The sequence below is a fragment of the Pseudomonas sp. PAMC 26793 genome, assembly GCF_000313235.1.
GTDB classification, from domain to species: domain Bacteria; phylum Pseudomonadota; class Gammaproteobacteria; order Pseudomonadales; family Pseudomonadaceae; genus Aquipseudomonas; species Aquipseudomonas yamanorum.
Genome location: NZ_AMXG01000023.1, coordinates 612,953 through 629,961, shown reverse-complemented (window position 1 = coordinate 629,961; position 17,009 = coordinate 612,953). Strand labels below are relative to the sequence as shown.

Annotated in this window: 14 protein-coding genes and 2 pseudogenes; 8 read left to right on the top strand and 8 right to left on the bottom strand. The window is 62.9% G+C overall.

The features are described from left to right. Positions 1-244 precede the first annotated feature (244 nt). From D109_RS0110290 to D109_RS0110265, 6 genes are read right to left on the bottom strand one after another with little or no spacing between them, the layout of a single operon-like run. On the bottom strand, positions 245-1,177 hold the full coding sequence (locus tag D109_RS0110290; RefSeq protein ID WP_003213523.1) for a phosphatidate cytidylyltransferase: 933 nt from the start codon (positions 1,175-1,177) through the stop codon (positions 245-247). A 1-nt stretch (position 1,178) separates the two neighbouring features. Further along, positions 1,179-1,799 carry a 1-acyl-sn-glycerol-3-phosphate acyltransferase gene (locus D109_RS0110285; RefSeq protein WP_017476808.1) on the bottom strand — a complete coding sequence of 207 codons (621 nt, stop codon included), beginning with the start codon at positions 1,797-1,799 and terminating at the stop codon, positions 1,179-1,181. 9 nt (positions 1,800-1,808) lie between these two features. Continuing rightward, complete coding sequence (locus D109_RS0110280; protein WP_017476807.1) at positions 1,809-2,252, bottom strand: hypothetical protein; 444 nt, start codon at positions 2,250-2,252, stop codon at positions 1,809-1,811. Next, on the bottom strand, positions 2,242-3,540 hold the full coding sequence (locus tag D109_RS0110275; RefSeq protein ID WP_017476806.1) for a phosphatase PAP2/dual specificity phosphatase family protein: 1,299 nt from the start codon (positions 3,538-3,540) through the stop codon (positions 2,242-2,244). The genes D109_RS0110280 and D109_RS0110275 overlap by 11 nt, the downstream gene beginning before the upstream one ends. 3 nt (positions 3,541-3,543) lie before the next feature. Continuing rightward, on the bottom strand, positions 3,544-5,298 hold the full coding sequence (locus tag D109_RS0110270) for a bifunctional alpha/beta hydrolase/class I SAM-dependent methyltransferase (protein WP_017476805.1): 1,755 nt from the start codon (positions 5,296-5,298) through the stop codon (positions 3,544-3,546). 10 nt (positions 5,299-5,308) lie between these two features. Continuing rightward, on the bottom strand, positions 5,309-5,929 hold the full coding sequence (locus D109_RS0110265) for a CDP-alcohol phosphatidyltransferase family protein (protein WP_017476804.1): 621 nt from the start codon (positions 5,927-5,929) through the stop codon (positions 5,309-5,311). A 184-nt stretch (positions 5,930-6,113) separates the two neighbouring features. Here D109_RS0110265 and hflK (D109_RS0110260) point away from each other — a divergent pair, with 184 nt between their 5' ends. From hflK (D109_RS0110260) to D109_RS1000000135245, 7 genes and pseudogenes are all read left to right on the top strand, one after another. Beyond that, positions 6,114-8,045, top strand: a complete 1,932-nt coding sequence (gene hflK / locus D109_RS0110260; protein ID WP_017476803.1) for a protease modulator HflK — start codon at positions 6,114-6,116, stop codon at positions 8,043-8,045. 9 nt (positions 8,046-8,054) lie between these two features. Continuing rightward, on the top strand, positions 8,055-9,053 hold the full coding sequence (hflC, locus tag D109_RS0110255) for a protease modulator HflC (RefSeq protein WP_177325510.1): 999 nt from the start codon (positions 8,055-8,057) through the stop codon (positions 9,051-9,053). After that, the gene (gene hflK / locus D109_RS0110250) at positions 9,050-10,084 is read left to right on the top strand and encodes a protease modulator HflK (protein ID WP_017476801.1); all 1,035 of its coding nucleotides are present in this window, start codon (positions 9,050-9,052) and stop codon (positions 10,082-10,084) included. Before hflC ends, hflK (D109_RS0110250) begins: the two co-directional genes overlap by 4 nt. After that, positions 10,081-11,976, top strand: a complete 1,896-nt coding sequence (locus D109_RS0110245) for a cation-translocating P-type ATPase (RefSeq protein ID WP_017476800.1) — start codon at positions 10,081-10,083, stop codon at positions 11,974-11,976. The genes hflK (D109_RS0110250) and D109_RS0110245 overlap by 4 nt, the downstream gene beginning before the upstream one ends. Before the next feature lie 107 nt (positions 11,977-12,083). Continuing rightward, positions 12,084-12,335 (top strand): membrane protein, encoded by a 252-nt coding sequence (locus tag D109_RS0110240; RefSeq protein WP_017476799.1) that lies wholly within the window; start codon positions 12,084-12,086, stop codon positions 12,333-12,335. A 66-nt stretch (positions 12,336-12,401) separates the two neighbouring features. Further along, positions 12,402-13,247, top strand: coding sequence for a DUF692 domain-containing protein (locus D109_RS0110235; protein ID WP_017476798.1), 846 nt, complete (start codon positions 12,402-12,404; stop codon positions 13,245-13,247). Then, positions 13,238-13,528, top strand: a pseudogene (locus tag D109_RS1000000135245) (DNA-binding domain-containing protein); the annotation flags it as partial. The gene D109_RS0110235 and the pseudogene D109_RS1000000135245, both read left to right, overlap by 10 nt. Before the next feature lie 202 nt (positions 13,529-13,730). Here the strand turns inward: D109_RS1000000135245 and D109_RS1000000135240 are convergent. After that, positions 13,731-13,805 (bottom strand): annotated as a pseudogene (locus D109_RS1000000135240) (hypothetical protein); the annotation flags it as partial. 305 nt (positions 13,806-14,110) lie between these two features. Here D109_RS1000000135240 and cfaB point away from each other — a divergent pair. Continuing rightward, on the top strand, positions 14,111-15,295 hold the full coding sequence (cfaB, locus tag D109_RS0110225) for a C17 cyclopropane fatty acid synthase CfaB (RefSeq protein ID WP_026077868.1): 1,185 nt from the start codon (positions 14,111-14,113) through the stop codon (positions 15,293-15,295). 145 nt (positions 15,296-15,440) lie between these two features. Here the strand turns inward: cfaB and cls are convergent, their stop codons facing one another. Continuing rightward, complete coding sequence (gene cls, locus D109_RS0110220) at positions 15,441-16,880, bottom strand: cardiolipin synthase (protein WP_017476795.1); 1,440 nt, start codon at positions 16,878-16,880, stop codon at positions 15,441-15,443. Between the last annotated feature and the right edge of the window lie 129 nt (positions 16,881-17,009).

Here is a 17,009-nt window from a genome sequence, read left to right as displayed (position 1 = left end):
CTCTGCGTGGGAATGCCGCCCTGGACGCTCCGCGTCCGCTCTTAACGTCGTGACGCGGAGCGTCACCGGATGCATTCCCACGCAGAGCGTGGGAACGATCAGAAACTCCCCTCCCTTCGTAGCAGCTGTCGAGCTTTAGCGAGGCTGCGTAGGGCGCGACTCGGTCTGAGGTCGGTGGTGCGGCCGACGCAGCCTCGCTGGAGCTCGACAGCTGCTACGGGGGAGAAGGTCATGGAGTGAGGTTTCAGGTCCACCAGTAGCGCACGAGATGAAAGAAGATCGGCGCGGCAAAACACACCGAATCCAGCCGGTCCAGCATCCCGCCGTGTCCTTCGATCATGTGCCCCCAATCCTTCACGCCGCGGTCGCGCTTGATCGCCGACATCACGATCCCGCCCGCAAACCCCAGCAGGTTGATCAGCAGCGCAATCAGGAACGACTGCCAGGGATTGAACGGCGTGGTCCACCACAGCGCCGCGCCGATCAGGGATGACAGCAGGATCCCGCCGACAAACCCTTCCACGGTTTTCGATGGCGACAGGTTGGGCGCGATTTTGTGTTTGCCGAACAGCTTCCCACACACGTACTGCAAGACGTCCGACAGCTGCACCACGATCACCAGGTAGGCAATCAGCAGCAGGTTGCGGCCTTCGTAGCCGACGATATCCAGGGTCAGCAGCGCCGGCACGAAAGACACGCAGAACACCGCGATCATCAGCCCCCATTGCACCTTCGACGCCCGTTCCAGGAAGTGCGTGCTGTCGCCGCCCAGTGACGCGAGGATCGGCAGCAGCAGGAACACGTACACCGGGATGAAGATCGAGAACAGCCCATACCAGTCGAAGTAGATCAGCAGGTATTGCAGCGGCAACGCCAGGTAAAACGCCGCCACCAATGCCGGGTAATCGCTGCGCCGGGTGGGCGTGAGCGTGAGGAATTCCCGCAGTGCATAGAACGACACGGCGTAGAACAGCAGGATCACCGCGCCGGTGCCGAGCCAGAAGGCGATACCGATCACCACCACCATCACCCACCATGCGTTGATGCGGGCGTTGAGGTTGTCGATCACCGCATTGGGCGTGCCACGGGTACGGAGTTTGAGGATCAGGCCGATCAGCGAGGCGAGTACCAGGATCGCGCCGATCCCGCCGAACAACATCAGGGTTTGGCTATCCATGTCAGGAATGCTCCGGGGCGAGGGCGAGCAAGGCGTCGCGGGTGCGGGCGAGGAACAATGCCTTGTCTTCGCCGTCCTCCAGTTGCAGCGGTGCACCGAAGCTGGTTGTACACAGCAAGGGCAGCGGCAGCACGCGGCCCTTGGGCATGACCCGGTTGAGGTTGGCGATCCACACCGGGATCAACTCCGCTTGTGGATAACTCTTGGCCAGGTGATACAGCCCGCTTTTGAACGGCAGCAACCCATCTTCCAGGTTGCGGGTGCCCTCGGGAAAGATGATCAGCGAGTCTCCCTGTTCCAGGGCCTGAAGCATTGGTTGCAGGGGGTTATCCACAGGGTCCTTGCGCTCGCGGTCGATCAGTACGCCATTGAACACCCGGTTGATGATGTAGCGGCGCAGGGCGCTTTTGTTCCAGTAGTCACTGCCGGCCACCGGGCGGGTGAATTTACGCAGGTTCTGTGGCAACGAGGCCCACAGCAGTACGAAATCGCCGTGGCTGCTGTGGTTGGCGTAATAGATGCGCTGCACCGGCACGGGCGCGCAGCCAAGCCACAGGCTGCGGGCGCCGGTGACGGTGCGGGCCATGGAGGTAATCAGGGTGGCGACCACGGGTTCGAACATGAGGATTCCTTATCCGGCGAAGGGCAGCCAAGGGCTGGCCAGGATGACGGCCACGGTCAGCAGCACTTGCGCCGCCAGCAGGTAGGCTTGCTTGCGCAACAGTTTCAAGGCGCCGCGACGGCGTTCGGTCCAGGGCCGGCCCGCGCGTTTGGCGGATTGCAGGCCAAGGGTTTGCATGGCGTGGTCGAAGTCGGGCGTGCGCTCGGTGTCCCGGGCCAGCAGGGCGAACAGGTCAGCGTCGAAGGCCACCCGCAGCGCCCAGTATTTTTGCAGCAGCCCGAGCACAATCATCCACAGGCTGAGGGTCAGGCAGATCGGCGTGATACTGGCCATCAGCAGTTGCGCGAGGCCGAACAGTACGCCGAGCAAGGTCAGGCCTGTGGATAACTGATCCAGGGAACGGCCGCGGCGCAGCAGGCTGGCGACGACCTGTAATTCCATATCAGCGGGCATGGGTTAAACCCTCCAGGGCTTCACGGTGAGCGGGATGCAGGACCACACGCGGGCGTGCTGTACGAATAATAGCCACCGCTTCGTCGACATTGCCTGCGCGCCCGGTGTGCAGCAGCCATGCAGCCACAGCCGTGGCACTTCGCGAGTAACCAAGGGCGCAGCACACCAGCAATGGCCCGCCCGAGCGCAGTCGTTCAATGGCTTGGGCGGCTTCCAGGCATTGCGCAGCAGTGGGCGCTGTCAGGTCGAGCACTGGCAGGCTGTAATAGGCACGACCCTGTGGATTAATCGGCAATTCGGCGCACAGATCGACCACGGCCTTGAATTGCTCCAGCTCGCCGCCGGTGGGAATTCGCCCGAGCCAAACGTTATTCACAACCTCGTCGGGCTGTGGATGTTTACGTGTCCACAGGCGGGAATTGATCCAGGCCGCCGCCAGATACGGCGCAAACAGCCAGCGCGCCGCCGGAGTGAGTCGCCCGTCGGCGCGCTTCTGAAAGCCAGAGACACCCAATACCAGGTAATTCGCCTTCATCAACCCGAGGGAAACCGCCGGCCAAAGCAGCCACAACCAACCGCCGCCGAGGGTAAATGCGAGGATCAGACACACCAACGACCCGAAGCCATAGCGCAACCCCAGTCGCCAACGCTGTCGGTCCCGGGTCAGGTGCGCATTCAGCAGCGGGCTCGGATGTTCCAGCGGCCACAGCCACACGCACAGCCAGCCGGCGAGGGCGCCTGTGGGTAAGTCAATAAAGTGATGTTGATAAGTGGTCAGCACCGAAAGGCCGATCAACGCAAACCAGCCATGCACCACCCAGCGCCAAAGGCCCTGGCTATGCCGCTGGTACATTATCCACAGCACCACCAGCAGGGCGATGTGCAGCGATGGCGCCTGGTTGAACGGCTTGTCGAACCCGGCCAGTACCGCAAACAGCCAACCGAACACGCCGTCCAGTTCCGGCCTTTCGAAGGTGAAGCGCAGTGGCCAGATCAGGAAGCAGGTGACGGCAATCACCTGGGCCGTCAGCAGGCGCAAGGCGTGTTGTTTCAACTCATGGCGGGTGCTGGGCAGCAGCAGGGAAAAACCGTAGAGCAGGTCGATCGACCAGTAGGGCACGATGGTCCAGGCCCAGAACGGGATATGGGTTTCCCAGCCGAACACCATCGTGCCCACATCGCTGCGCTGGCTGGTGACCCACGTGGCAAAGCCGTAGGTGCTGAAAAACAGCGGCGCCAACAGCAGCAGCCACAGCACCGCCGGTTTTAACAGGCCCGGTTCACGCATGGGTCAGACTCGCTGTGCCAGGGACACGCTGAAAATCCCCCATTCATCCACGCGCTGGGTGATCTTGCGGAAACCGGCGGCTTCCACCAGTTGGTCCATCTCTGCCTGGCTGCGCCGGCGCATTACCCAGGCCTGGCCCTGACGGTGACTGGTGAGGGCGCGGGCGATCAGTTCCAGTTGCGGGTGCCACGGTTGGCCGGTGTACACCAGATAGCCGCCGGGCTCCACGGCTTCGGCCAAACCGGCGAGCGAACCGCCGACCATCGCGTTATCCGCGAACAGTTCATACAAGCCGGAGACCACCGCCAGCGTCGGTTTGGGCTCCAGCGCTGCCAGGTCAGCCCGGTCAAACGCATCGCCTTTGACGAACTGGGCGATATCCCCCAGGCCTTTTTCACGAATCAGCGCGCCACCGTCGCGCACGTTGATGTCGCTGTAGTCCCGCAACAGGATCGATTCGGGCAACGGCGAAACGCCCTGCAAGGCTTCCAGAATGTACCGACCATGCCCGGCGGCGATGTCGACGATGCGCACCTCCTGCTGCTCGTCCCGCAGCTTGGCCATCGCCAGGCGCAGCAGCTCTTCCACGTTCAGCTTGCGTTGGCGAATACCGCGCCAGCCGATGGAGTTCAGGTAGTTGGTGTCGATCATCCGCCCCAGCCCGCCTTTGCCGGTGGGTGTGTTGCGGTACACGTAGTCCAGGGTGCTGCCGGAGTCGAAGCCGGTGTCGAAACCAAGCTTCACGCCATCCGACAGTTTGCTGCCCAGGCCCATGCTGGCGCGGGTCATGCGCCAGTACAGGTCGCGCAGGGAGTTGCGTGGCAACGGCGCGGCGAGGGATTCGGATTCGGCGCAGGTCAGGCCGATCTTGTCGGCATCCAACAGCGTGGCGCGGTCCAGCGGGTGTTCGAAGTTCTGCAGGATAAAGCGCCGGGCGCTGCTCAAGGCCACGGCGCGGTCACGTTCACCGAGGGTGTCGTGGAAGAAGCCGGGGAGGATGTGCAGTTCTTTTTTCAGGCTGCCCAGGCGGTCGAAAAACTGCTGCTGGGGTTTGCGGTGCACCACAAAGTCCGAGCCGGAGATCAGCAGTTGGGTCGGCACCTGAATTGCCTGGGCATCGGCTACCACCCGGTCGGCCGCTTCGTACAGGCCCAGCAGCACATTTACGGAAATGGCTTTGGTGATCAGCGGATCGCTGTCGTAGGACGCCACGCGCTCCGGGTCATGGCTCAGGAACTTGGCCTTGACGTAACTGTTGACGAAAAAATTGCCGCGAAACTTGCGCATCAGCGCCAGGCCCGGCCGGGCGAAGGGCACGTAGAGCTTGACCTTGAACGCGGGCGAGGCGAGCACCAACGAGCGGATCTTCGGCGCGTAGTCGTGCACCCAGGTCGCTGCGATCACTGCGCCGACACTCTGGGCGATCACCGCGAGGTTTTCTTCCTCAATGCTGTAGGCGCCGCCGATATGATCAACGAAGGTCTGCACGTCCCGCGCACTGGTGGCAAAACTCGGGCTGTCGCCGCGCGCGCCGGGGGATTGACCGTGGCCACGGGCGTCCCAGGCGAAGAAGTCGAACTCCGGCAGGTTCAGCTCGTCCACCAGGTGGGCGATGCGCCCGGAGTGCTCGTGGCCGCGATGGAACAGCAAAATCGCCTTGCGGGGTGCAAAGCCCGCGGGCGCGGTGGCGGGCCAGTGACGGTAGAAAAGCTCCACCCCGTCATGGGTGCTGAAGGTGTGCTCTTGCTGTTCTCGCATCGCAAAATCCTTATGCAGAAGGGGAGGTTTGTTGTTCTTTGAGGCCTTGGCGCACGCGGTTGACCAGGGTGTAGGCCAACAAGGCCGCGACCAGCCACATCACCGCCTCGACCCACCCGGCACCGAGCCAGCCCAGTGCCACGCCGGTGGCCAGCACCCCGAGCACAAATGCCCGATCGCTCTTGCCCATGGGGCCGTCGTAGCGCCGCGAGGCCCCGACCATCGGCCCGAGCACGCCGGCGTATTCGCTGAACACCGCCAGCAGCGTCACCAGCAATACCGGCGCCAGGCTGACCTCGGGGATCAGCGCAAACGGCAGGATCAGCGCGCTGTCGGCGATCACGTCACACAGTTCATTGAGGTAGGCGCCGAGTCGCGACTGCTGGCCGAATTCCCGGGCGAGCATGCCGTCGATGGCATTGAGGGCCATGCGCAGGATCATCCACAGCGGAATCAGCGCAAACAGCCACACATGTTGTGCGAAGCCGGCAATCAGCAATCCCACCAGCAGGGAAATCACCCCGGCCAGCACGGTGATCTGGTTGGCGGTGGTGCCGTTGTCGTAGAGGCGCTGCACCAGCGGGCGCAGCAGGTTCTGAAAACGCGGTTTAAGCTGATAGATCGAAATCATGGGGAGTGACGCTTCCTTGTCCGTAAGCCCGCGAAAAACTCTGGGGAGTGTGCCGATTTATCACGGTTGAAACCAGTGATGGCTCCTGTTTCTGGGGCTTTCGTCACTATCTGTGTGAAACCAAACAAAAATTTCACGCCCCGCGTTATAGAGTAACCAATTGTTTCTGGGTGGGCGTTTGGGGATGCGAGTGGATCTAGACGCTGATGACGTGGCCATCGAAGGGTTGCCACGGTTTCAGCAAGGGTTGTTTCATGCCCGCCGTTTAAGGCAGGCCGGCATTGCCCTGACGGTGCTGGCGGTCGGCGGCTGGATGCTGGCACTGTTTGTGGCGCTGTTCGCCCCGCTGTCGATCTGGCCGGTGGTGTTGATCAACTGCGCCTCGGCCTTGCTGGTGCTGGTGGCCGGTGTTCAATCGGCCTGGTGGGTCGCGGATTGGCGGGCCATGGCGCTGGAGGAGCCGGCTGCACGGCTGATCGAGCAGCCGCTGCCACAAGAAGAACCTGGCTGGCTTAACCGGCAGTTCGGTCGCGTCGGCAATGGCTTGCTGGTGCAGATTGGCGCGCCGGTGTTCTGGCTGTGTGGCTGGTCATTGCTGGCGCTGTTCAGCGTCCTGGAATTCTGGAGCCTGACCTTGCCCGCCGCTGCAGTGGGCCAGGCTGCCAGTGTGGGCGCGGCCATTGCCTTGGCACTGGCATTCGGCTTGCTGGTGTTTGAGCGGCGCATGGCCCAGGAAAGCACTGCCCAGTGGCCGGAAGCAGCGCAGCTGGCGCAACTGAGCCGGGTGGCGATTATCTGCCTGGTGGTCAGTGCGATTTGCCTGCTGTTTGCCGGCGAAGAATCCGTGTGGCCGTTGCGCCTGGCGGTATTGATCAGCCTGTTGCCGGCCCTGGTGGCGCTGGAGTTTCTGTTAAGAGGCTTGTTGTCGCTGTTCAGCCCGCGCCAGGAGCGCCTTGAACCGCGCCTGATGGCGCAAAGTTTTATCGCCGGGATGCTGCGCTGGCCGCCGCAACCGTTGCTCGCCTTGCAGCACGAACTGCACAACCGTTTCGGTATCGACCTGCGCCAGATCTGGGCCTTTACCTACATGCGCCGGGCATTCCTGCCGGTGCTGGTGGTGGTGCTGGCCGTAGGTTGGTTGCTGACCGGCGTGCATGAGGTCGCCCTGCAAAGCCGTGGGATTTATGAACGCTTTGGCAAGCCGGTGGAGGTCTTCGGGCCTGGCCTGCATGCCGGTTTGCCGTGGCCGCTGGGCCGCGTGCTGAACGTGGAGAACGGCGTGGTCCATGAGCTGGCCACCAGCGTTGGCGAAGCGGCAAACACCGACGTCGCTCCGGCCGAGGGCCCGGCGCCGTTGATCGCCAACCGCCTGTGGGACGCTACCCATGTGAATGACAAAGCCCAGGTGATTGCCAGCAGCAGCGGCGACAAGCAGAGCTTCCAGATCGTCAATATGGATGTGCGCTTCGTGTACCGCATCGGCTTGACCGACCAGGCCGCACTCGCCGCCACCTATAACAGTGCCGATGTGCCCACGCTGATCCGCAGCACCGCCAGCCGCATCCTCGTCCACGAATTTGCCTCGCGAACCCTCGACGAATTGCTGGGTGAAGAACGCAACAACCTCGCCGATGACATTGGCAAGGCGGTGCAAGCGGACCTGAAGACACTCGACAGCGGCGTGGAAATCCTCGCCACCGTGGTGGAAGCCATTCACCCGCCTTCCGGTGCGGCCAACGCTTACCACGCGGTGCAAGCCGCACAGATTGGCGCCCAGGCGCTGATTTCCCGGGAGCGCGGCGCTGCCAGCGAGCAGACCAACCAGGCGTTGCTGCAAGCCAGCACCGCCCGCGACCAGGCCCAGGCCACGGCTCACGAAGTCAGTGCTGGCGCCCAGGCAGCAGACCTGCGTTTCAGCGCCGAACAAAAGGCCTATCAGCAAGCGGGCCAGGCCTTCGTGCTGGAGCAGTACCTGAGCCAGCTGAGCCAGGGCCTGGTCCACGCCAAATTACTCATTCTTGATCATCGCCTGGGCGCCAGTGGCGCACCGACCATCGATCTGCGTTCCTTTACCTTACCGGCCGACCCCACGGTGCCGCGTAAAGCCGTTCAATAAGGAGTTCATCTGTTGAGCGCTCATTCTCACGATCACGCGGGCCATGGTCACCACCACGGCCACCATCATCACCATCACGGTGATGAACAGGAAGCCGGCCCGTTCCCATGGCGGCGTATGGGCTGGGCGGTGTTGCTGGTGCTGTTCGCCGTTGCCGCAGCGAGCCTGGTGCAGGTGCGTTCCGGTGAAGCCACGGTGATTACCCGTTTCGGCAACCCGTCGCGGGTATTGCTGGAACCGGGCCTGGGCTGGCGCTGGCCGGCGCCGTTCGAAGCGGCGATCCCGGTGGACCTGCGCCTGCGCACCACCTCCAGCGGTTTGCAGGATGTGGGCACCCGCGATGGCCTGCGGATCATCGTGCAGGCCTATGTGGCCTGGCAGGTGCAGGGCGATCCCGACAATGTGCAGCGCTTTATGCGCGCGGTGCAGAACCAGCCGGATGAAGCGGCGCGGCAGATTCGTACCTTTGTGGGCTCGGCGCTGGAAACCACCGCCGCCAGTTTCGACCTGGCCAACCTAGTGAACACCGATGCCAGCCAGGTTCGGATCGCTGATTTTGAAGCGCAACTGCGCCAGCAGATTGATCAACAATTGCTCACTACCTACGGCGTGCGCGTGGTGCAGGTGGGCGTTGAACGGCTGACCTTGCCCTCGGTGACCCTGGCCGCCACCGTCGACCGCATGCGCGCCGAGCGGGAGACCATCGCCACTGAACGCACCGCCGTGGGCAAGCGTGAGGCGGCGCAGATTCGTTCGGCCGCCGAGCGTGATGCACGGATCGTCCAGGCCGACGCCACGGTGAAAGCCGCCGATATGGAAGCGCAATCCCGGGTCGAAGCCGCGCAGATTTATGGCCGTGCCTACGCTGGCAATCCGCAGTTGTACAACCTGCTGCGTTCCCTCGACACCCTCGGCACCGTCGTCACACCGGGTACCAAAATCATCCTGCGCACCGACGCCGCGCCGTTCCGCGCATTGGTGGACGGGCCCAAGGATGTCCAGCCATGAGTGAGCGGGAAAGCCTCGACAGCCCGTGGATCCAGGCTGGACGGCTGACGTTCCTGGCGCTGTATGCGGTGACGGTGTTGGCCGCGTTGGCGTGGGCGTTTTCCAACGTGCGGCAGATCGACCCGCAGAACCGTGCCGTGGTGTTGCACTTCGGCGCGCTGGACCGGATCCAGAATGCCGGGTTGCTGCTGGCCTGGCCGCGTCCGTTCGAGCAAGTGGTGCTGTTGCCCGCAGCGGACCGGGTGATCGAGCGCCGGGTGGAAAACCTGCTGCGTTCCGACGCGGCCACCCAAGCCGACCGCGTGGCCAGTTTCGCCACGCCGCTGAGCGACGCCCTGGCGGGCTCCGGCTACCTGCTGACCGGCGATGCCGGGGTGGTGCAGCTGGATGTACGGGTCTTCTACAAGGTCACCGAGCCCTATGCGTTTGTGTTGCAGGGCGATCATGTTCTGCCGGCGCTGGATCGACTGGTCACCCGCAGCGCCGTGGTGCTGACCGCTGCGCGAGACCTGGACACCATTCTGGTGGCGCGCCCCGAGCTGATCGGCGCCGACAACCAGGCTGCCGAACGCCGCGAACGGCTGCGCGGTGATCTGGTGCGAGGCATCAATCAACGTCTGGCCGACCTGAGGTCCACCGGCCTTGGCCTGGGCATCGAAGTCACCCGGGTCGACGTGCAATCAAGCCTGCCGGGCCCGGCGGTCAACGCCTTCAACGCGGTGCTGACTGCCAGCCAGCAAGCCGACAAGGCGGTGGCCAATGCGCGCACCGACGCCGAGAAACTCACCCAGACCGCCAACCAGGACGCCGACCGTGCTGTGCAGGTGGCCCACGCCCAGGCCAGCGAGCGCCTGGCCAACGCCCAGGCCCAAACCGCTACGGTCGCCAGCCTGGCCCAGGTCAACGACCCCGGCCTGTTGCTGCGCCTGTACCGCGAGCGGCTGCCGAAGATTCTCGGCCAGGCCGGCTCCGTGACCACGGTTGACCCTAAAGACGATTCCCGCCTGATCATTCAGGGAGCCGAACAATGACCGCCCACGCCGCCCCGATGCTCTCATCGGCCGAACAACGCAGCGCTGCCCGGCAACTGACCCTGGCGATGCTCGCCTTGGGCTTGCTCAGCCTGGGCCTGGTATGGCGCTGGCTGGCGCCGGACCAGACCGGCGTGAGTCAACTGCTGCTGGGCGTCGCCTCGTTGCTGGTGGCCGTGCCCGTGATGCGCTCGGCCTGGTACAGCCTGCGTTATCCAAGCCTGCATGGCATCACCGACCAACTGATCGCCCTGGCCATGCTCGGTGCCTGGGCCACCGGCGACCTGCTGACCGCTGCGCTGCTGCCGATCATCATGATCTTCGGCCATGTGCTGGAAGAGCGCAGTGTCATCGGCTCCCAGGAAGCGATTCATGCCCTAGGCAAACTGACCCGCAGCCATGCGCGCCTGGTGCAGGCGGACGGGACCATTCTGGAAGTCGACAACGGCATCCTGAAGACCGGCGATATCGTCGAAGTGCGTGCCGGTGACCGGGTGCCCGCCGATGGCGTGGTGCTGTCGGGCCAGGCCAGCCTGGACACTGCGCCAATCACCGGCGAATCGGTGCCGCTTGAGGCCAGTGTTGGCGTGCAGGTGTTTGGTGGCGCGATCAACCTCGACGGCCTGCTGCGCCTGGAAGTGACCCGCACCGGCAATGAATCGACCCTGGGCAAAGTCATCGCCCTGATGCAGAGCGCCGAACGTTCGAAGCCTCCGATCACTCGGCTGCTGGAGCGTTACGCGGGCAGCTACATGGTGCTGGTGTTGTTGCTGGCGGCGGTCACCTGGTTTGTCACCAATGACGCCCAGGCGATGCTCGCTGTACTGGTGGCGGCGTGCCCCTGTGCATTGGTGTTGTCGGCACCGGCCACGGCAATTGCGGGCATTGCGGTGGCGGCGCGTCACGGCATTCTGATTCGCAGCTCGGCGTTTCTCGAAGAGCTTGCAGACCTGACGTCACTGGTGGTCGACAAGACCGGCACCCTGACGTTTGGCACCCTGCGTTTGCAGTCCATCGACACCCGCGAGCCGGATCGGCAAGTGCTGCTCAACCTGGCGGCCAGCCTCGGCTCCGCCAGCAGCCACCCGGTCAGCCGGGCATTGGCGGGGTTGGCGACTCAGGAACAAATGCTGGTGCTGTCGGATATTCGCGAGCGCCAGGGCCTCGGTGTGGTCGCGCAGACCGGGCAGGGCGAAGCCGCCCTCGGTCGGCCGGAATTGTTTGAACAACTGGGCATCCCGACCACGGCAGTTCCCATCCACGATGGCCCGATTGCCGGGCTGGCGCTGAACGGGCAATTCCTTGCCTGGCTGTTGCTGGCGGACAGCGTGAAACCTGAAGCCCGCCAGGCGATGAAGGAGCTGCGTGAACTGGGCCTGGGTCGCCAACTGTTGCTGACGGGCGACCGCCAAAGCGTGGCCGACAGCCTGGCGTTGGAAGTGGGCATCAGCGACGTCGAAGCCCAGGCTTTGCCGGAAGACAAGCTCAACCGCGTGCTGGGGGAAATCGGCAGCGGCTTCCGGCCGATGGTGGTGGGCGACGGGATCAACGATTCGTTGGCGCTCAAGGCGGGTGTGGTCGGCGTGGCGATGGGCGCGGGCGGGGCGGATATCGCCTTGGCGTCGGCGGATGTGGTGCTGATCGGTAGCGACCTGCGGCGCTTGGGTACCTGTGTGCGCTTGAGTCGCCAGTGCCGGCACACGTTGCAGGTCAATGTGATCATCGGCCTGGGCTGGACGTTGGCGATCGTGGTGTTCGCCGCATTCGGCTGGCTGGGCGCGGCGGGCGCGATGATTGCGGCGGTGTTGCACAACCTCAGTACGCTGCTGGTGCTGGGCAATGCGGGGCGTCTGTTGCGGTTCCAGGAGCCGTTATTGAAACTTGAGGAATAAATTTTTCAATCTCGCTGTAACGCCATGGGGGGACCTCACTCTAGTGCTATGTCGAGACTGAACAATCCGTTCAGACCGACTCCACTACCGATCATGAGGAATACACAATGAACATCAAATCCGCTGCTGCTGGTGCCGCCCTCGCTATCGCCGCTGCTGGCATGTTTGCCGGTGTTGCCACTCAGGTTCAGGCAGCAGACGCTCAGGTCCATTGCTATGGCGTCAACGCCTGCAAAGGCCAGAACGATTGCAAGACCAAAGACCACGCGTGCAAAGGCATGGGTTCTTGCAAAGGCCAGGGCTTCCTGTCGATGAGCAAAGCGATGTGCGATGAGAAAGGCGGCAAAGTCGGCGAGTAACCGGCAACCGAGTGCAACCGCAGCGGGCCCCCCGCCGCTGCGGACACTTTCCCCAGGAGTGTCTTTATGTCCGCTTCCCTTCCGAGTCTGGGTTACGGCCTGGGTTTACGCAGCGAGTACTACCAGCAGATCCTTGAACAATCGCCGGCCGTGGATTGGTTCGAAGTGATCTCCGAGAATTATCTGGTGCAGGGCGGCAAGGCCTTGTACTACCTGGACGCGATAGCCGAGCGTTATCCCCTGGTGATGCATGGCGTGTCCCTGTCCATCGGCGGGCCCCATGCCCTTGATACCGATTACCTGAAACAACTCAAGCAGCTCTCCGAGCGCATCCAGCCGGCGTGGGTTTCCGACCACTTGTGCTGGAGCCGCGGCAACGCGCACCAGTTGCATGACCTGCTGCCGCTGCCTTACACCGAAGAAAGCCTGTACCACGTCGCCGGTCGCGTGCGGCAGGTGCAGGATGTGTTGCAGCGTCCCTTCGTGCTGGAAAACGTCTCCAGCTATGTGCGCTCCAAGGCGGATGAGTTTACCGAGTGGGAATTTCTCAACGCCCTGACCCATCTCACCGGCTGCCAGCTGCTGCTGGATGTGAATAACGTCTACGTCAGCTCGCGCAATCACGGGTTCGACGCCTGGGAATTTATTCGCAACCTGCCGCCCGAAAGCATCCGCCAGCTGCACCTGGCCGGGCACATGGATTACGGTGACTACGTGATCGACACGCACGACCATCCGGTATGCGATCCCGTGTGGGCGCTGTACCAGCAGACCCTGGAGCACCTTGGACCCGTCTCGACCTTGCTGGAACGCGATGACCATTTCCCGCCGTTCCAGGAGCTGCTCGACGAGCTGAACAAGGCCCGTGAACTGGGCGCGAGCGCGTTGGACAGGAGAGCGTTATGCGCCTGATCGATTGGCAGTTGGCCTTTGAACAGCACTTGTTGGCCGAGACATCCACTGCCAGCAACAGCTTCAGCGCCACCTTGATCGGCGGCCCGACCCTGGATGTCGAGACGGGCCTGGCGATTTACCACAACGCCTATCACGCCCGGTTGCAGGAAGTGCTGCGCGATGACTTCAGCGCCGTCTGGTATTGGCTGGGGGACGATGAGTTTGCGCAGGTGGGTTCGGCCTATATCCGGCGTTACCCCTCGGCCCATTACAGCCTGCGTTGGTTTGGCGAGCGGTTCCCCGGGTTTATCGTTGAACATTATGCCGAGCAGGGCGCTCCGCTGGCCGAACTGGCGCGGCTGGAATGGGCCTTCACCCTGGCCTTTGATGCACCGCAGGGCGAGCCGTTGACTCTGCAGGACATGGCAACGCTGCCGCCTGAAGACTGGCCCGGGCTGCTGGTGCAGTTGGTGCCCTCGGTGCAGCAGGTGCTGTGTGATTTCAACAGCCTGGGCATCTGGCGTGCCAGCAAAGGCGAGTGGGACTTTCCCGGCAGCGAGGCCCTGCCATTGGCGCAGGTCTGCCTGGTCTGGCGCCATCAGAATGTTTGCCAGTACCGGAGCCTGGAAGCGGCTGAAACCCGCGCGCTGACTGGCATGGTCACCCGTGGCTGGAGTTTTTCCGAACTGTGTGCCGAGTTGGCAGTCACTTACCAAGAGGGCGCGCCATTGCAAGCGGTTACCTGGCTGAAACAGTGGGTCCAGGAGGGTTTGCTCCAGCGGCGGGCACCATAGAAAAGGGCTATTGTTTCGATAGCCTGCTAATTTTTCCGTGGATGGTCTACCCTCATTTCAGACGTCTGAAACAAGGGGGGACTACTCATGCTCGCGCAACTTCCACCGGCCTTACAGAATCTTCAGCTACCGCTGCGTCTTCGACTCTGGGACGGCCATGAATTCAACCTGGGCCCGGATCCCAGCGTCACCATTGTGGTCAAGGACCCCATGATGGTTTCAAAGCTTAGCCATCCGACACTCGATTCATTGGGCGAAGCCTTCGTCGAGGGCAAATTGGAGCTGGAAGGCTCCATTTCCGAAGTGATCAGGGTCGTTGACGAGCTGAGTCATGCCTTGGTTGATGACGACGAGGACACCCGTCCGGTGCGCTCGATCCACGACAAGGCCACCGACGCAGCGGCTATTTCCTACCATTACGACCTGTCCAACGAGTTCTACCAGCTCTGGCTGGACCGTGACATGGCCTATTCCTGCGGGTATTTCGAGACCGGCAGTGAATCCCTCGATCAAGCCCAACAAGACAAATTCCGCCACCTGTGCCGCAAATTGCGGCTGCAGCCGGGGGAGTATCTGCTCGATGTGGGCTGCGGTTGGGGCGGGCTGGCGCGCTATGCCGCGCGGGAATTCGGGGTCACGGTGTTTGGTATCACCCTGAGCAAGGAACAGCTGGAGCTGGCCCAGGAGCGGGTGAAAGCCGAAGGCCTGGAAGACCAGGTAGAGCTGACGCTGCTGGACTACCGCGACTTGCCCCAGGATGGCCGGTTCGACAAGGTGGTGAGCGTGGGGATGTTTGAACACGTCGGCCACGCCAACCTGGCGGAGTACTGCAAGATTCTCTATGGCGCGGTGCGTGAGGGCGGCCTGGTGATGAACCACGGCATTACCGCCAAGCACACCGATGGCCGGCCTGTGGGCCGTGGCGCTGGGGACTTTATCGAGCGCTATGTGTTTCCCAATGGCGAGCTGCCGCACCTGGCGATGATGACCGCCGAGATCAGCGAAGTCGGGCTGGAAGTGGTCGACGTCGAAAGCCTGCGCCTGCATTACGCACGCACGCTGGACCACTGGAGCGAGCGCCTGGAAGATAACCTGGAGGCGGCGGGCAAGATGGTGCCGGAGCAAGCCTTGCGCATCTGGCGCCTGTACCTGGCCGGCTGTGCGTATGCGTTTGCCCGAGGCTGGATCAACCTGCACCAGATTCTGGCGGTGAAACCCCATGCCGATGGTAGCCATGAGCTGCCGTGGACGCGGGATGACCTGTATCAGTAAGCAATGGCCCCGGTGATCTAAATGTGGGAGCGGGCTTGTGTAGGAGCGGGCTTGCTCGCGAAGGCGTTGTATCAGAAACACATTCAGTGACTGACACTCCCCTTTCGCGAGCCAGCCCGCTCCCACATTGGGTTCGGTGCAAGCCTTACAAAATTGGGGAAATAAGCCGCGCGACCCGCATGCCCAGTTGTTGCAGGCGGTGGGTCTGGCGGTTTTCTTCCTGGCTGATTTCATGGGCCAGGGCGAAGTCTTCCAGCAGCATGTGCTCCACCTGGCTGGCGAAGGCGTCATCCACGGTCAGCAACATCACTTCGAAATTCAGCCGGAATGAACGGTTATCCAGGTTCGCACTGCCGATGGCGCTGATCTCACTGTCCACCAACACCACCTTCTGATGCAGGAACCCCGGCGTGTAGCGGAAGACCCGCACGCCCGCGCGCACGGCTTCGATCGCATACAGGCTGGAGGCGGCGTAGACGATGCGGTGATCGGGCCTCGATGGCAGCAACAGGCGCACATCGACGCCGCGCAATACCGCCAACCTCAACGCCGCAAACACCGCCTCATCGGGAATGAAATACGGGCTGGTGATCCACACCCGCTCAGTCGCCGCATGAATGGCCTCGACGAAAAACAGCGAGCAGGTTTCGTAAGGATCCGCCGGGCCGCTGGCGAGTAATTGGCAAAGCACGCCGTCGTCCGGGTAGGTATCCGGCAGCAGCAGCGGCGGCAACTCACGCGCGGCCCAGAACCAGTCCTCGGCAAAGGATTCCTGCAAGCACGCCACCACCGGGCCGCTGACTTGCACATGGGTGTCACGCCACGGGGCCAGGGGTGGTTTCTTGCCCAGGTATTCATCGCCGACGTTATGCCCGCCGACAAACCCGGTAATGCCGTCGACCACCACGATCTTGCGGTGGTTGCGGAAGTTGACCTGGAAGCGATTGAGCCAACCGCTGCGGGTGGCGAATGCCTTGACCTGCACCCCGGCGTCCCGCAGCGACTGCACATAACGATGGGGCAGGGCATGGCTACCGATACGGTCATACAAGACGAAAATCGACACGCCTTCGGCGGCCTTGTCCTTGAGCAAGGTGTGCAGTTGGCGGCCGAGCTCGTCGTCATGAATGATGAAGAACTGGAACAGCACGGCGGTTTTTGCCGAACGGATCGCCTCGAAAATCGCGCTGAAGGTGGCCTCGCCATTAATCAGCAAGCGCACCTGATTGTTCGCCAGGCACGGCATGCGCCCCAGCTTGGGCATGGCCCGCAGCGAGGCGTAGGCCTGGGAGTTGCGCGCGGCCAGTGCCTCTTCAACCCACGGGCGCCAGTTCAGCTCGGTGATCGCCTTGTGCATTTCCTGGTTGGCCTGGCGCCGCGCCTGAATGTAGGCGTCGAAGGTGCTGCGGCCAAAGATCAGGTAGGGAATCAGCGTCAGGTAGGGGATGAACATCAGCGACAACGCCCAGGCAATCGAGCCTTGGGCGGTCCTGACGGTCAGCACCGCATGGATGGCGGCGAGGGTGCCCAGAAAATGCAGGGTGGCAATGAAATAGGCGAGCAGGTGCGGGCCAAAGAAATCCATGGACAACGGTACTCCTGACGAACAAGTGCCTAACAGACCATGTTCGGCCCCGAATGTCGCTATTTTATTTGCTGTGCAACACTGGCGCTTTTGCGGCGTCTAACGCCGACAATTGCCCAGGAGTTACCC

Bases quoted from the DNA above. Each gene is read 5' to 3' on its own strand.
- D109_RS0110285 (WP_017476808.1), bottom strand. From the start codon at position 1,799: ATGTTCGAACCCGTGGTCGCCACCCTGATTACCTCCATGGCCCGCACC.
- D109_RS0110235 (WP_017476798.1), top strand. From the start codon at position 12,402: ATGTCCGCTTCCCTTCCGAGTCTGGGTTACGGCCTGGGTTTACGCAGC.
- cls (WP_017476795.1), bottom strand. From the start codon at position 16,880: ATGGATTTCTTTGGCCCGCACCTGCTCGCCTATTTCATTGCCACCCTG.
- D109_RS0110290 (WP_003213523.1), bottom strand. From the start codon at position 1,177: ATGGATAGCCAAACCCTGATGTTGTTCGGCGGGATCGGCGCGATCCTG.
- D109_RS0110270 (WP_017476805.1), bottom strand. From the start codon at position 5,298: ATGCGAGAACAGCAAGAGCACACCTTCAGCACCCATGACGGGGTGGAG.
- D109_RS0110245 (WP_017476800.1), top strand. From the start codon at position 10,081: ATGACCGCCCACGCCGCCCCGATGCTCTCATCGGCCGAACAACGCAGC.
- D109_RS0110240 (WP_017476799.1), top strand. From the start codon at position 12,084: ATGAACATCAAATCCGCTGCTGCTGGTGCCGCCCTCGCTATCGCCGCT.
- D109_RS0110265 (WP_017476804.1), bottom strand. From the start codon at position 5,929: ATGATTTCGATCTATCAGCTTAAACCGCGTTTTCAGAACCTGCTGCGC.
- cfaB (WP_026077868.1), top strand. From the start codon at position 14,111: ATGCTCGCGCAACTTCCACCGGCCTTACAGAATCTTCAGCTACCGCTG.
- D109_RS0110280 (WP_017476807.1), bottom strand. From the start codon at position 2,252: ATGCCCGCTGATATGGAATTACAGGTCGTCGCCAGCCTGCTGCGCCGC.
- hflK (WP_017476801.1), top strand. From the start codon at position 9,050: ATGAGTGAGCGGGAAAGCCTCGACAGCCCGTGGATCCAGGCTGGACGG.
- D109_RS0110275 (WP_017476806.1), bottom strand. From the start codon at position 3,540: ATGCGTGAACCGGGCCTGTTAAAACCGGCGGTGCTGTGGCTGCTGCTG.
- hflK (WP_017476803.1), top strand. From the start codon at position 6,114: ATGCGAGTGGATCTAGACGCTGATGACGTGGCCATCGAAGGGTTGCCA.